10 protein-coding genes and 1 pseudogene are annotated in these 16,327 nt (G+C 36.2%); 4 read left to right on the top strand and 7 right to left on the bottom strand.

The window, feature by feature from the left end; translation table 11 throughout:
* The 3 genes from LS74_RS08985 to LS74_RS08965 are packed head-to-tail and all read left to right on the top strand — an operon-like array spanning nt 1 to nt 9,565.
* A complete protein-coding gene (locus LS74_RS08985; protein ID WP_138129057.1) occupies nt 1–5,217 on the top strand; it encodes a hypothetical protein in 5,217 nt (1,738 codons plus the stop codon).
* Nucleotides 5,196–8,303, top strand: a complete 3,108-nt coding sequence (locus LS74_RS11465; protein ID WP_236096895.1) for a hypothetical protein — start codon at nt 5,196–5,198, stop codon at nt 8,301–8,303. The genes LS74_RS08985 and LS74_RS11465 overlap by 22 nt, the downstream gene beginning before the upstream one ends.
* An 11-nt stretch (nt 8,304–8,314) precedes the next feature.
* A complete protein-coding gene (locus tag LS74_RS08965; protein ID WP_084584322.1) occupies nt 8,315–9,565 on the top strand; it encodes a tyrosine-type recombinase/integrase in 1,251 nt (416 codons plus the stop codon).
* A gap of 307 nt (nt 9,566–9,872) precedes the next feature.
* Here LS74_RS08965 and LS74_RS08960 read toward each other — a convergent pair whose 3' ends face one another.
* Nucleotides 9,873–10,091, bottom strand: a complete 219-nt coding sequence (locus LS74_RS08960; RefSeq protein WP_034588580.1) for a hypothetical protein — start codon at nt 10,089–10,091, stop codon at nt 9,873–9,875.
* 199 nt (nt 10,092–10,290) lie between these two features.
* Here LS74_RS08960 and LS74_RS08955 point away from each other — a divergent pair, with 199 nt between their 5' ends.
* On the top strand, nt 10,291–10,890 hold the full coding sequence (locus LS74_RS08955; protein ID WP_004087660.1) for an outer membrane beta-barrel protein: 600 nt from the start codon (nt 10,291–10,293) through the stop codon (nt 10,888–10,890).
* Nucleotides 10,891–11,014: 124 nt separating this feature from the next.
* On the opposite strand, the gene LS74_RS08950 is transcribed toward LS74_RS08955, so the two are convergent.
* The 6 genes and pseudogenes from LS74_RS08950 to LS74_RS08925 all read right to left on the bottom strand — a co-directional run.
* Nucleotides 11,015–12,448: a contractile injection system protein, VgrG/Pvc8 family gene (locus tag LS74_RS08950; RefSeq protein WP_084584320.1), complete on the bottom strand. Its 1,434-nt coding sequence runs from the start codon at nt 12,446–12,448 to the stop codon at nt 11,015–11,017.
* 282 nt (nt 12,449–12,730) lie between these two features.
* The gene (locus tag LS74_RS08945) at nt 12,731–13,099 is read right to left on the bottom strand and encodes a hypothetical protein (RefSeq protein WP_034588570.1); all 369 of its coding nucleotides are present in this window, start codon (nt 13,097–13,099) and stop codon (nt 12,731–12,733) included.
* A 4-nt stretch (nt 13,100–13,103) separates the two neighbouring features.
* Nucleotides 13,104–13,310: a hypothetical protein gene (locus LS74_RS08940; protein WP_004087666.1), complete on the bottom strand. Its 207-nt coding sequence runs from the start codon at nt 13,308–13,310 to the stop codon at nt 13,104–13,106.
* 55 nt (nt 13,311–13,365) lie between these two features.
* On the bottom strand, nt 13,366–15,162 hold the full coding sequence (locus LS74_RS08935) for a M23 family metallopeptidase (RefSeq protein ID WP_034588573.1): 1,797 nt from the start codon (nt 15,160–15,162) through the stop codon (nt 13,366–13,368).
* 13 nt (nt 15,163–15,175) lie between these two features.
* A complete protein-coding gene (locus tag LS74_RS08930) occupies nt 15,176–15,826 on the bottom strand; it encodes a hypothetical protein (protein WP_004087673.1) in 651 nt (216 codons plus the stop codon).
* Between the two features lie 8 nt (nt 15,827–15,834).
* Nucleotides 15,835–16,327 (bottom strand): annotated as a pseudogene (locus LS74_RS08925) (bacteriophage T4 gp5 trimerisation domain-containing protein); the annotation flags it as partial.

The following is a 16,327-nucleotide window of genomic DNA, read 5'->3' as shown; positions in this document are numbered from 1 at the left end:
GTGAAAAAGATTTTATATGCAAGTCTTTGTGTTATAGCTTTGGTGTTCTCAAGCTCTAATGCAAACAATAATGCACAACAACAAAATCAAAATCAACAACAAAACACAAATAAGCCTAGTGGAAACAATAATGGAAAACCAAACACAGGTAATAATGGAAGCAGTGGAAACAACAACAGCAATAATTCATCACAAAGCAATATTTCAACAGGAAAAGATTTATCTAAAATCTATGGGCAACAAAAAAATCCCGGAGAATTTCAAACGCAAGAGATTATGCAAAATATGTTTGGCGGACAAGCCGCTGACAGAGCAAGCTCCGGGGATATTAGCAATATGGTTGATGGTAAAATCACTAATATTAAGCACCCGGGCATTCAATCATTTGTAGATGTCAAAAGAAGTGGCGTAATAGACAAGGCTGTAAAGGCAGCAACACAATCCATAGGAAACACCGCTGTTACAACAGGTAGAGCTTACTGCTATATTGCAAGAGGGCAATCTTTTTATAACTATCAATGCAGTCTTAATGGCGTAAGCTATGGGAGCCCAGATAATGGCAATTCTCCAACAAAAGCAAAGCAAGCGTGTGAGAAAAATTGTTATACAGCTGGAAGATGTTATGAAGTAAAAAGTGCTAAAGATACTAACTCAAAAGACACCATAGAAAAGCTTGGTAAGGTAACATTCAATAAAGACAATACTAAGCCTTTTGAGGTAACACGCACCATTACAGACTTGAGAAAGGCAAAAGGCATTACATTTAAGATAAAAAGCAATGCTCCTGTTTTGTTTTTCTTTGAATATACTGATGAAAGCGGATACAAAAGAGTTATGGCAAATGGCGCACAAATTACAGCCACTGGAGAGGAAGAAGACAAAAATCAAAATGGCAACAGCAACAATGGCAATACAGGCAAACCTAATCAAAATAACCAAAAACCTAACACCGGCAGCAATAGTGGAGGCAATACAAATGGCAAGCCTAACCAAAACAATAAAAAGCCACTCCAGCAAATAACTAAAAGCTATACTCTCACTCAAAAGGTAAAAGATTTAAAACTAGGCTTCCAAGTTGAGGAAAAATATAAAAAGCAAGAAGACTTGCTCATAGAAATCCAAGATATAGAGCTTGTCATTCCTCAAACTAAACGATTTGCATGTAGCTCACAAAATCTCTACTTCAAAGATGAAAAGAGAAAGAATTGTGCTAAATCTGATAGAGTATTACTCCAAAGCCCAGAAGGTCCAATAGAGATTTGTAAGGCATTTGGCTCTGGGGATAATGATGATGGCACATTCTCCACAGAAGAAGGCTGTAGAGCAACTTGTAGAACAAATGGGGAATGCCTCTTTAAAAATCCAAGCATTGATGCGGCTCAATTCTTTGGATTCCAAGAAGGCTGTCTTACAGATTCTAAGGGCTGCACGAATACAGGCTGCAGAACTTCAAGAGAGCAAGATGCCCCCATTTTAAACGAAAAGGTTTATGATGGCGAAGGGAATGTTACAGAAACCATCAAAAATGGTATTGCTGTTCCCGGAACGGTTCGCCCAAGAGTTATGGCGGATGCAAGTGGAGATTACAATAATAAAATTCAACAAGAAACTAAATCTCTAGCCTTTGCCAATATGATTAAAAACCAAAGCTATAACGCCTCTTTACCGCTCAATCAAAAAAGAGAAACTTCTTATGCAATAAGAACGGAGGCAAATAAAACAGCTGATGGCAAACCAGCGATAGATAAAAAACTCTTTGTAAGGGTAAAACCAAGTGATACACTTTATGATAAGCCTGCATACTTGTATGTAATGGTAAGGGTTGAGAGCGTTTCAAAGGACTTGATTACGCTTCCACCTTGTAATTATGACAATCTTGTCCCAAATACACCTGAGTATGATAAAAGAACCGAAGAGTGTAAAAAAAGAGATAACGCTTTTAGAAGCTACCACTACTTCTTGCTTGATGAAAATAAGCAAGCAAAAGGTTTTTATAGACACCAAGGTTTCAATCTTGCGGAATATATAAATAATGGAAATAGATACCAAGTATTCAATGGTAAGAAATGGGTTGAAGGCGGAGAAGGCAATAGTGCTCCAGTGTTTAAGCGATACAATGATTTGCTTGGTTCTGTAAAGAAAAATAAATACTTCCTAGAAGAAGAAATCACAAACAACAGCTATGCCCTTTTAGAGCAAATCAAAGGTTTGCCAAAAGTAAGAGCATATTGGAATGCTGCTGGTAGCGGTGAGTTTATTATAGATCCTAATACTGGTAAGCCTATTTTGAGAGATCCATTTAGGGCGATGCTTGGAGAGATATATGTCCAAGTAAAAACAAAAGCGGATATTCCTGCTGAAATTATTGCTCAAAACAATGGAAAGGAGCCAAAACTCAAAGGCTATGAAACACCAAATAACTATGTTGTATATGCTCTTTTAAGCGACAAAGAGCTTACTCATAGAGAAATTGCAGAAGAGCTTATCGCAAAAGAAAAGACAACTGCTCCAACTCACGCTATTTATAACCTTTTAGAGATTGACAACAAGAATCTCCTTATTGACTTAAAAAGTGATGGCACAATGGGTGAGGAAATGATTCAAATCTATCTTGTGGGTAATTCAAAACAGCTTTCTGCCTATGCAAATGTATCTTCAAGAGAACCTGATGTAGGGGAAAATGGCTATCTCTTTTATTGGTGGCATGATGCAAAAGCAGATCCAGCAAAAGGCTCAATCACCAACCTTAAGCCTGATTCTCAAGAAATAAGAGAATTTAAGCAATTTATGCCTGCTACGCTGACAGATTATGAAATTTTTGCAGACAAAGATTTCAGTAAAAACAAAACTCAATCGCTCAAGTTTGGTTATGGGGCTGGGGATTACGATGCAAAAGCAGATTGTAAAGTAATGAACACTACAAGTGGGAAGTCAGAGCGTATTTGTTTGCCTTGGTGGAGAATTGAGCGTGAATATGATGAGAAAAAAGATAAAAGCATTGCAAACGCAGATTTTAGAGCGTTAATGGGTAAAATGAAATTGCCAATGCAAGGAAAAGTCGTGAGTGTTTGCACTAAAGTAGATCATATGGCAAATGCTATCTACAATAAAGAAAGGCAGACTATTACTTGCACTAGCTACTATAACATGCTCGCAGGCGAAGATTGCTTCCAAAACCCATTCCAAAAGAAATGTTTTTATGATAACTGCCCTGTAAAAGTCAAAGAAAACTGCACCCTAACAAATACTATAGGGTTTGGGGATTTAAAAACAAAAGTCCAAGTGGATGATGTAACTGCAGCTGGAGGCGATATTAATCAGCTCAAAGAAACCAAGCTTGAAGTCAAAACCTATGGCTATAAATGCCCTAAAACAATGAACATAGACTTAAATCAAGTGTGTCTTAAAGAGGAAACCGTGATGATGCAACCTGCTGTATGTCAAAGTGCAGGAAATACAGGAGGAACAGGTGGAGGAAGCGGTGGCACTGGAGGGGGCAACACTGGTGGCAATGGCAATGCTGGCGGAGGCAATAATAACGCAGGTGGAAATAGCGGAAGCGGGCAAACACCTTCTTTACCCGGACTTGATGTAGGTGATGCACCAACAGAACACGCCACAATGGATGAAATTCTCTCTGGAAAAAGCAATGTTGTGTATTGCAATACAGGTAATCCTGTTATTGATGCAAACGGAGCTCTAAAAGGATTTAGAGGAACTTGTCCGGGAACAAGACAAGAAGTGACTTGTAAGTTTGATTCATTGCAAACTACAACTAAGACTTGCACCGATCCTATTATCCAAAAAGTAAAGGAAGAAAAAATTAACAATATAGAACAAGAAAGAGTGTGTAAGGATGTATTTGTTAATGTGGCAAAGGGCGAGACTGATATTTACAAAGATGATCCTTCTTGTTATCGCTCAAATACAGCTGCAGATTCTAAAAAAGGCACAATTAGCGTTAATTTTAGACAGGATGTAAATGTTACAGGCTTACTTATCAGCAAAAACAAAGAAAGCCAACAGAGTGTAGAGTTCTGCACTTATAACGGGACTCAAGGCAAGATGCAAGGAAACTGCACGAGCAACTCAGGACAAAAGACACTCAATTTTATCTCTACGCTTAAAGATTCACAAGAGATTTTATTCGCAGAGCAGATTACAAGAACAGATGGCGGAGAAGATTTAGGGGGCTGGAGCAAAAATCTAGGGATTGATGCGACTTATGAGTATGGAACAGGTGGAAAGAATGATGCAATGCAGGGGCAGATATGCAATGGTGTCGGAGCCACTGGAGGAAATAATTGTTTCACTATACAGGGCATATACCAAAAAGGAACGGCTGATTTTGACAAGGCACAAAAGGACAATCCAAACGCCACTTGGAATGCTGTTGGAGACATAGTGCCGGGCAAACTTCTAGGTTCATCAAATGAGTATAGCTCCACAGCTGTATCTGCGAGTGTTGGAAGCAATAGAATAGAAATGTTGCCAGATTTAAGAACGCCAAACTTCCAGCTTAGATGGCGATCTTGTGGTGCTCCAAATATTAAAGAGCCTAGTTTTAATGATGTTTTATCAGAAGGATACTTTCCATCTGATGGATATTTTGAGTCTAACTGGTGGAAATGGCACTATCATTCATATAGGTGGAAAATATATGCCTATGACGATTGTGACGGACACAGGTCCAATTTTAATGCTCACTGGGGACATCATAATATAAGCAAGGTAAATCTATTCCTTAACTCTGGAGCAGGACTTTCTATTTTATTCCCCACACCTTCAAACTATGAGGTGTATTTCTTTAATACAGAGGGTGGATTAATGCACAAGGAAGTTATTGCTGCTGCTAAAATGACAACAAATCTTCCCGGGCAAATGACACCCATTAGACTTGGAGATAAGGCAAAGCTTTATGAAAATGGGCAAGAAACAAATCAAAGGTTAAGTTGTTCAGAAGATGATCTCTCACCTGCTGGTGGAGGCACAATGTATGGTATTCATTCAACAACAGGGGCAGTTTGTCCTGTTGCAAGAGACAGAGACTTTATCTTGAAAAATTCAATAGGTAGCGTAACTATTATTGATTTGGACACCAAAATCACAACAACTAAAAAATTAACATATCCGCTTCCATACATAAATAGAATTTACTATGGATATGCGCAATCAGTAGAATCAAGGAGATACTCATGCTGTCAAGACTTCAACTAATCATTACATCAGTCTTATTGCCTATTTGGCTTATTGCTGCAAACACCAACTCGTCCCCACAAAATACAAATCAAAACCAACAGGGGCAAGGGCAAGGACAGCAACAACAGCCAACGAAATATTATTGCCCTGTAAGCAAGGAATATAAGGAGTATAAAAATGGAAATGGCAAATTAGAAGCCATTCCTTCATTCACAAACGAAAAAACTTGTGAATCTCAATGCCTTTCGCAGGGGCAATGTATGTTTGTTGGGGCTCAAAGCAACGGCATTGTTATTGCCAAAGTTGCAGATGGCAAGAAGCTTGATTTAGCAAAAATAAATAAGGATCTAGCTGGTATCAAGAAGGTAACAGGCATTAAAATTATTGTCTCTAATGTAGAAGCCCTGTCAGTAAGTGACTTGAATGGTATAAGCGTAAAAGAGCTATTTGTTCCTGTGAAGCAAAGCGATATAAAAAAGGAGGGCATAAAAGCTAATGTGTCGGGGAGCAATTTAACACTCACTGATCTTGGAGATGGTAGCAAGTTGATTGAGATTACAAGCTCAAAGCTTACCAAAAACACTGAAAATGGCACATATACAGCAGAACATCTTACTCGCAAGAAAAAAGTGCCTATGACACAAGATGAAATTAAAAAGCTTACACCAAAACAAATAGCTCAATATGAAGAAGCTTATCAAAAAGCTCTAGAGGCTTACAATTCTGGACAAAGCACATACAAGCCAATAGGCGCATTTGTAAAGGATGATGGAGATGAGCAATACACACTCATTACCGCAGAGAATGGAAAACTAAGCGAACAAGCAGGCTGGATTCCGTTAGCGCCACTCGCAAGTGTAAATTACAATGCTTCTCAAGTAAGCCTAGAGACAGAGGCAATGAATGTTGATGGAACAACAAAAAAAGAAACTATCACTATCCCACTTAATGGAAGCGGACAGGGTGAGCATTTATTCACCGTGGAAGGAACAACAAAAAATACTATTCAGGTAGGACAAGATTCTCTTGTTTTTAATAGTAGCGTTAAAGATCCTAAAGATTTAAGCAAAGTCACATATAGCGTTGAAAAGATTGCAGGGAACATAAGTGGTAACAGGGTAAGTGGAGAATTTGAAGTTGAGATAATGAGCGAATCCACAGGTAATAGATATATGTGCCAAGGCAATGATAAAATTACGGGAGATCTTGGCAAAAATGCCTTCAGTGATGAAAAGGCTTGCTCTACTCAATGCAAACTTACAAATGCTTGTGTTACTATAAATCAAGGCGGAAGTAGCAACAATGGATGTCAAGTGCTAAGTTCTCAGCTACTTAATCCTATTACTGATGTAAATGGCAAGACTATTTATTTAAGTAAAAAAGTAACTGAGAAATGCACCCTTATTGTTGATAAGCAAATAGGCTGTAGGCAATATTCAACGCAAACTTCAGAGACACCAGATTTAGAAAAGCTTTTAGGTGGAATCCCAAAAGTCCAAACAAATAAGCAAAACCACGACTTCTCAAAGGCTACAGAAGCTTTGGGGCAAATGGGGCTTATGGAGGCATCAACACACATCTTTGGGGCAGAAGCTAGCTATTGCGACAAGGGACAATTTTTGCCAACTGCAACGGAATTGATTGCTATGGCTATAAAATATGCGAGTATGGGTTATTCTGCAGGTTCTACTGGGGTAATGGATGATGCAATGAGTGCTGGAGGGAAAGCTTTTGCAAATGGAACTGGGAATATTGCTTCAAAAGCTACACAAGCAGCTGCGGCAGCCTTTAAAGCAGGGTTCAAGAAATTTGCTAGCAATATAGCCAAAAAAACTACTGAAAGCGCTATCAAACAGGCAATGAATCAGGTTGCTTGGCAAGTAGTTGCCAAGGTTGCAGCAAAAGCATTGCAAGAATATTGTGATGCCAAGGGGATAAAGGGAATATGTGATAAAAAAGAAAAACAAAGGCAATCAGCTTGGACAACAGGAACTACTGATGGAATCTTAACCAATGAACAGCTTGATGGCGCAACAGATGAGGAAGACAAGGTTGCTATGGATTATGCAAATTGTATGAGTGGTCGTTTTGGATTAACCTATGAGGCTGTTTTGGCTTGGCAAATGGGAACAAGAGAAGTAAATGAGCTTCACTACTCATTTAAAGTGCCAATGATAATTGATGGTAATGAGCTGGGCATACTAAGACTAGTTATGGAAAACAAAGATGGGGCTGCTGCTGATATAGACAAGTATTTTTATGCAAGATACAATGTTGAGGAATATGGCAGTGCAAATCAAAAAACGACTTATGCCCTATACGCTCTAAAAGGCGAGGATGCACTGATAGCTGCAGAAACAATTTGTGGTGGTCCAGAGACAGTTAATATTATTAGGGATAAATATGGCAAGAGATTCTTAGATCCAAAGCTTGCAAACCCAACAATAGAGAGCGAATCCCCAAAAGAAGAGGAGCTTAAAGAAGAGTTACCCGGCTTAACTGAAGATAGCAATGACCCATCTAACAAAATTGATCCTGTAGATGTTGCTGTTCAGGCTGCTGAAATGATAGCTTCCGCTCTTCCTACACCATATAATTTTATTGCAAATGCCATTATTGACACTCTAAAACAGCTTCAAGAAAATGGGGATACTTGCACCGATATGAAATTTGCAGAGAGAAGGGCGCAAAAAACACCTACAGAAGGGCAAGAATATATCAGGACAAACAAACGAATTTCGCTTGGACTTTGCACACATGTTTCTAGTGAAGATATGGAAAAGGTGGGCAAGATAGTTTTGAGAAAGCGCAAACATCATTGTTGCTACGATCAAATAACAACTCGTATTTTTGCTGAAGGTATGATGGCTCAACTTGGCAAAAGAGCCACAAAGGATAATTGTGCCCCACTAGGTATAGATGATCTTAACAAAGTGTCGTTCAAATCTTGCAAGGCAGGACAAAAACCGGAGAAGGATAACTGCTTCCCAGCTGACAAGTTCCAAGAACTCACTAACGCCTATATGTCCGGAGCTCACATAGGTATAGATGAGGCTGTAAGCGGTATTGTTAATAGCGTATTCCAGCTTGATGAATCACAATAGAAAGGATTTTTATGACGGAAACGGAAATTAAAAAGGCTAAACCAAAAGAGAAAGACTACTTCTTAAATGATAGGGATGGATTGCGCTTAAGGGTATCTCCTGCGGGCTCAAAAACATTTCAAATGCGATATTCTTTTGGGGATAAAAGAAAACTTATTACTATTGGGCAATATCCATCTGTTTCCTTGGAGCAGGCAAGAGAGAAAGTTATTGGATACAAAAAACTTATTCTAGCAGAAGCTGATCCGCAAGAAAATAAAAAGCTAGACAAAGCAGCCAAAATAAAAATGAAAGAGGGGCAACTTCACCTAGTGGTAGAAGCATGGCTTAAATTCAAAGAAAAGCAGGTTACCTATTCCACACTCAAAAAAAATAGGCAAATGATGGATCTACACCTTTTACCGCATTTTTCAGAATATGATTCTGATAGAAAAATTGTAAGTTCCACGCACATTGAGGATATTGCACATTCAGATATTACGCATATTATCGCAAAGATTCAAGACTATAGGGTAGAGCTTGCTAGAAGGCTTTTTACCCATTGTATCAATATATGGCAATTCGCCCTTGGTCGCGGATATATAGAAACAAATTGCCTATTCAAAATTGACACAAAACAACTTCTTTTACCTAAAGTAACAAATCACTATGAGAAAATTACAGATGAAGCAACGCTAGGAGAGCTTTTGAGAGCTATTGATGGATATATTCATTCTCCTATTATACGATCGGCATTAAAGTTTGTTAGCATTATTCCCTTAAGAGCTGAAAACCTTGCTACGCTTAAATGGAGTTATATTGATTTTGAGAAAAAGATACTCACCATTCCAAGAAGCGAGATGAAAGTCAAAAAGAAATCATTCCCGGATTTTTCTCTTCCTTTACCTACGCAAGCTATTGAGATTCTAAAGGAAATTAAAAAAAATACAGGTTGGGGTGTTTGGATATTCCACGGACACAATAAAATACATAAACCGATGGTGTCAGAGAGTGCTAATAAAGCTTTGCGTTCTATGGGGTTTGCAGATGCCAAAAGAGGCAGGAAGCAAACACTTCACTCTTTTAGGGGAACTTTTAGAAGCCTTTGTGATACGCACCAAGACAAGCACAACATGCCATTTGAGATTAAAGAGGCTGTGTTGGATCATAGGGTAGGGAATAATGTTACACAAGCCTATCTACATAAAGCTGATTATGTAGAGCAGATGAGACCACTTTTGCAATGGTGGGCTGATTACTTAGATGAGCTCAAAGAGCGGTAGGCGAGAGAATATTTTCTCCTTTGACAGCAAACTCTACTTAAAAAATCATTCACTATTTTTGCTATAATCTTTTTTTAGTATATTTTGTTCTCATATTTGAGAGGCAATACAAGAAACCATCTCAAGCCCAAAAGATTCCAGCAAAACCAGTTTTCTTTCATCTCCTCCTAATTATATGCTCCATAATTTCATAGACAATAAAACCAACATCACAAAGTGATATAAAAAATCCAGCAAAAAAATGGGAACAAAAATAAATGGTAACAAATTTGGAACAAATTTAAATGTGCCATTCTCTTATTCTATTTTATATGCTATAATACCCAAGTTTATGTGGTAGTCCTACATTCCACCATACATTCCTACTCTCATCTTGTTTGATACTTGTATTGAGATTCCCCCCTATCTCCACCTCCTTATCCTCTCCTACATACTCACTACTATCCTTTGCTACTCTTAGTTTATTGCTTGCTCCTATGTTAAGAGTATGACTTAATCCTACAATAGCATTCGCACAAAAATTCATTGATAAAGGCGCAAAAGAGCTTCTTGAACGAGCAGCACAAATGGCATTTATATAAAAAATGCAACATCTTAATAATGTTACGATTTTAAATAGAACTTAACTTTTCCCCAAAAAATCTTTTGCTTTTAAGCAAAATCGGGGGGGGGGGGGCTAAAATTAAGGTTGCGTTTGACGCAAATATACAATAAAGGTGGTTTCAATGAAAACAATAGGAAAATGCGTAGCAAGTTTAGCTTTGGTTTTAGCTCTTGTAGTTTCTGTGGGAGTGGCTGAAGAGAGTGGGTTGTTTATCGGTATCGGCACAGGGTATGGACAAAGCGAAATAAAAACTGATAGCACAAAAACAAAGCTTGATGGACTAAGCTTTGAAAGCATTGCTGGATACAAATCATTTTTCACTCCCGCTTTTGGTATGCGCTATTATATCAACTTTGCTTATTCAAATGCGGAAGCAAAGAAAGATCCAAAGCCAAAGGTTATAATGAATTATGGGGTAAATGCAGATATGCTTTATAATGTAGTGGCAAGCCAAAGTGTGAATCTCGGCGCATTTGTGGGTGTTGGCGTTGGTGCAAATACTTGGGCAGCCAAAGATAATGTAGATTTTAAAGTCAAAACAGGCTTTAATGTCGCACTTAATGCTGGGTTAAGAAGTCAATTTGGCAAACATCACGGCATAGAAGTTGTAGCTCGTGTGCCTTTTATCTCTACGACATTGGAAAATCATAGGGTAACAGGCGAAAAACAAACAGGCTCACATACTTATAATGTCGGAGCGCGCTATATTTTAAGCTTTTAAGAATCTAAAGAGTTTTAGGTGGGGGGGGGGCTTACCTCCACCCTTAAATCACTCCTATCATACTTCTGTGGTGCTAATGCCATATTTTTCTTCAAGCTTTTTGCCAAAATTCGTGCCAAAGCCTTCACAAAAGCGCATTAGAAGTATTTTGAGTGAGGGGATTAAAGCTTTCATTCCCTTTGTTTATCTGCTCTGTATTCATTAAAGAAGTAACACTTTCTTTTAAATGCTTTGCATTCTCTTTTTTAATGGCATTATCATTAGAATTAAAGTTATTCTCTAATAAAGCTTCATTAATAAGTTCTTGCTCCATTTCTATAATAATAAAATCTTTTAAATTCTCTTTATTCTCCTTAAGATTTGAGGAGAAGTTTAAACGCACCCATTCATTTAAAGTTAAATCATAGATATTACTCTGTGCGCTAAGACTTTGCTCTAGCACTCTTAATCTCTTTTCTTTTAAAGTAAGGGGAGTTTTTAAATCACTCTTTTGAGTAAAAGAGAATTCACCAACATAGTGATGCTCATTAAAAGAGTGCATTAAAGAATCTTGCTCTACTTCTTGTTGTAAGGAATCACTCTTTAGACTTAAACTTTGCAGTGCAAAAGGATTTAAAGCATTTTCACTGCTTTGGCTAAAGTGATGAACTCTTAACGATTGAAGCTTTTTGACACTAGAAATGCAAGGTTCATTTAAAGTGTTATTCACATTAGGATTAAAAGTAAGTTCTCTACTAGAGTGTCTTTGTGCTGTGTCATAAAAGCAAATACTTCCTGCAACATCACAAAAGTATATGCCATTATTATGGGCTAATCTCGTTATAAAGTCTAAATCACTCTCTTGATATTGGCTAATGAGTTCTAACTTTGGATAAGTTAAAGCAATAGCAGAGAAATCCAAAGGTTTAATTAAATCGTGTGTGTAAAAGTTGAGTGTAGAATGTATGACTTCTATAACACTTTTATCGGTATAGATTCTATTTGCTTTATTTAAAGACATTCTATAAAGAGAAGAGCAAAGAGTAAGCTTAAAGAAATGCTTATGATTTAAAGAGGGAGTAAGATTGCCTCTATGAAAAACATTTGCACTACTTTGAGGATTTAATCCTAGATACTCTACAAAGGAGAGAACCCCTTGATATTCTTTTACTTTCTCTAAAGAACTTAAAGAGGTGATAGAATCTTTATTTTCTTTATGCTTATTTTTACTCTTTATATTATCCTTTAAAGACTTTAAAGCAGGATTGTTTGTAAAATCTAAAGTCTTAGAAGTATTATGTGTTTGAGGGTAGGGATTACTGATTCTAAAGGTTGCTTGCTTGTTAATTAAAGCATTGGGGTGAAAGTTTAAAGTGCTCTCCTTATGTGGGAAAGAGTTAAAAGTGTTCCCTTGGTCTTTCCTTGAAGAGTTGAAAAAGTCTAAAGTAAAAGGATTCTCTTCTAAGCTTTCTATATATCCTTCACACTCAATTCTCCATAAGGATTCTAAACTTTCTTTAATATGGGCTTTGGTGATAGTAAAGGAGAGGGAATCTATACTCAGTTGTAGATAAGACATTGGTATCCTTTATGTTAAGTGGGAGGGGTGGGGGAGTGGTCTAGCATTTATAGAAAGTTCCCTTGATTGAAAGCTTGGGTATCAGAGTAACCATAATCGCTATATTTACAAACATAAGGGGAGTGTCCCCCTATTATAGTAGTCAGTTTTTATGTCGTTGAGTTCTCTAAGGTTAAAAAGACTTTCTAGTCTATCTTTGCTCATCCCCTTTACACATTACATCTCCGAATGCTAGTCCTGCTCCTAAAGCCATAATGGCTAATCCTGTCAAAATTTTAGTTTTCATTGTTTAGCTCCTTTTATGTAAGCTTCCATTTTAGATTTTTCAATCTTATATCTCCAAGTATATTCTGTTATATTTCGTTTCCACGCTTGACAAATAGCATCATTTGTGACTACGTCTAACAGGTATATATCTCTATGGTATGAAAACTTCTCATCTGCTTCAATTTTTTTAAGAGCTCTCTCTAGCAACTTCTGTTGTAACTCTACTCTCTCACACATCTCTTTTATCAGTACTTCTGCAGCTAGTGATGAAATGTACTCCTCCTCTGTTAAATAGATTTTAGATTTAGTCTCCATACAACCACCAATAAGTGCTCCTATTGATATAGCAACTAAGAGAGTTGTTATAAATACTATTGTTTTCATTGTGTTACTCCCTTTCTTTGTATATTGCCTCTGATATAGTGGCAGACATTTCGTTATGCTTGTCCTCAGATTCAAGTTTGTAACGCTCATAGCCACCACCTATGTAATAAATGCGTATCTCAAGCTTATCGTCATTATAAGATACTGATGTAACATTCTCTAGGTTTATATCGTCCTTACTGCTTTTTCTGTATATTCTTACAAATTTCATTGTCTCTCCCAATAAGCCTTTAAAAATGTGGAATCTTTAGTTTTTACCATTTGTCTTAATTTTCAAAATAATATTGATAAGGCATATTATGTATAACTTCTACCTTAATGTTTGATTTAGATTCTTGTTTGGGCATATATTGTATTGTTTTATATCCAATATATTCTTTATTTTGTATATGGCTGGGTGCAAGGGTTATTTTGGTTATATTTCCTACCATATCGGAAGTATCCATATTAAAAAACTCTTTATGGCAGTGCAAGGCAAGAGTAAAACTTTTATTGCTTTCTTCAAATGATAGACAAAAACGCAATAACCCATATTCATCAGTTTTACTTTCATAAAGTCTATGATGAAAATATGAATAAATATAAATAGGAGTGTTTTGCAAAAATCCTTGTTGATTACTAAGAGTGAGATTAATGGTTACTGTGCCATTTGGATTCTCTATTTTTTGTTCTGGTGCTGTGCCTAATATACCATCTCTTTTATACCATTGATAGTAAAATGGTTCTAGTTCTATTTCTGTTTTGCTAAAATTTGAAGTTCCTGAAATGACCCGAAACCAATTATTATGTGAATCTTGTTTATCTTTATTTTGAGAATCTATTTTGCCATTTTTATATCTCCTATATAACAAAATTTGTTGTTTGAGCCTCTCTTTTTCTTGTAAAAAATATTCACAGATTCTAAATTCTTTAGAATCGACATCTCTAGCATTATAATATAAGCCCAAATTTTCTTTTATTGTGCTTGGATTATGGAGCGTATAATATTTTTCAGAGGTGTAATATGGAAAAAAGCGTCTGCCTTTTGGTGTTTTTATCTCTAATAAATTAGAGTTTTTATCATAACTATATTCATAGATTTTATGCAAATCATTTACTTGAATAATAGTATCTTGCTCGTCATAATGCGTTTCTTTTATCTTATAAGCAGTATTCCAAAATACTGCTGGATTGAGTAACTTATCCTTAGAATCTTGTATTTGATAATGCAAATGTATGGCAAATTTATTTCTTAGATGCCTAATAATTTCATTTTTTATTATTCGCTCTTTTTCTTTTTCTAAATCTTTGCGTTCCATAAGCTTTAATAATGTATTAAGATGTATAGCTTGAATACCATTTTTATCCAATATATCTATATATGCTTTATGTTGTTTTGCAATGCTTTCGTGCCACTTTTTATTAATAAACTCTTGGGCTTTTTGCATTTGCATATTATCCGTGATATTTTCTAATATCGTAAAATCATTTTTTAAAAAATCAATAAATGCTTGAAAATAATTCACTTCTTGAAGTTTTAATACATTATCATAAATAGTATTAACTTGTTGATTATCTATGCTTAATAAAGATTTACCAATTCCGCCAATAATACCGACCAAATCTCCTTGCTTGATTGTTTGTCCATTTTGCACGAATACAACATCCATATGCAACAATCCGTGCTTATTTTTATCTTTATCAATGATATACACAGAGTTTAAAGAAGATTTTTCATTAAAAATAATTTGCCCATCTATTGGTGAAAATAATGGGGGTTTTTTGTAAGTAAATTCTCCCATTGAAAAGCTTTGTGAAAAGCATATATCTATACCAGAATGTGGCTCTCTATTTTTTAAATCAGTTCTCCTGCCAAAAGTGCTTGTAATTCTATATTGAGTGTCTTTTTGAAATGGTTTGATTGTTGGATTATCTCTCTTAGATTCTAATATATCTGTATAGAGATAGCCATTCCCTAATACTTTACCTTGCGAATCTTTTGGTATGGATATTTCTTGATTCTTATTTTTGTTGCCAAATAACATCATTGTAATAATATTTCTAAAATTATCTGCTAGGAGCATTGTATTCCTTATACTACGGCATATCAGGTAGTTCTTGCTCTATGCTATCAAGTGCGTCTTGTGTGATTTGCTCAAAATTATTTTGATAGTCTTGCATTGCTTTTTGTGGTAGATTCTGTTTTTGTGCTACATATCGTGCTAAATCATCAAAAATCTGCATATACAAATTACAGCTTGCTTCAAACTCCAAACCATCAAGACGATGGCAAATATTTATCACATTTTGTAAATGATAAGTTACTTCAAAGCCTAGTGTATCACGCAAAGTTTGTAAATTTGTGGTACTTAAAAAAGCAATGATTTTGTAATGCAGAATAGAATTTAGCGAATTTGTATCAGTGGCTATGTGTTTTTTAGCTATAAGTTCCGCAGTAGTGGTTTTAAGATTCTGTATTGCGACGTAGTAGCAGCTTTGCTCCTCACTATAATCCTTATCATTCTGCGAATCTTGCGAATTTGCATTATAGGTATATTGCAACTTTTCGCATTCCTCTTGTGTCAAGTTGTTTACAGAATCTAATGTGGCTTTATTGATAAGATTTTCCAATACAGAATCTAGTGATACAATAGTTTGCGTTGTAGATTTTGTATTTTCTTTTATTGGCATACTCCAAGCATAACCCATAAGGCTGCATAGTAACAATATGATTATTTTTTGCTCCATTTTACCCCTCACTCCGCCTTTACCTCCCCACCTTTAACGACTAATCCTTTAGAATCTATCACTACTTCTACTCCACCAGCTTTAATAATAACACAATCTCCCTTAGCAGTAATAGAAGTGTCTCCTACTTGGTGAATTATAGTGTTACCAGCATTAACGTTATAATTGGTTTGAATCTCACTATATTTAGAATCTGCAGTTTCTGTGTGTTGCTTATCTGTTTGGGTAGAGAAGCTCTCTTTTGCAAATACATCTATATAATTGATAGCTTGTAGATTAATATGTTCTTGACTTCTGTAATTTAAGCCTTTTATAGAATCCAACTCAACATCTCCCTCCACCACCTCCCTCTTATTCCCCCCTACATTCCTACTCTCATCTTGTTCTATACTTATATTGAGTTTCCCCCCTATCTCCACCTCCTTATCCTCTCCTATATATTCGCTACTCTTCTTTGCAATCCTTACTTTGTTATCTACTCCTACATTTAAAGTATGGCTT

Origin of the sequence: Helicobacter magdeburgensis (assembly GCF_000765825.2) — a bacterium.
Lineage (GTDB): Bacteria > Campylobacterota > Campylobacteria > Campylobacterales > Helicobacteraceae > Helicobacter_C > Helicobacter_C magdeburgensis.
This window is presented reverse-complemented; position numbering and strand designations above follow the sequence as displayed.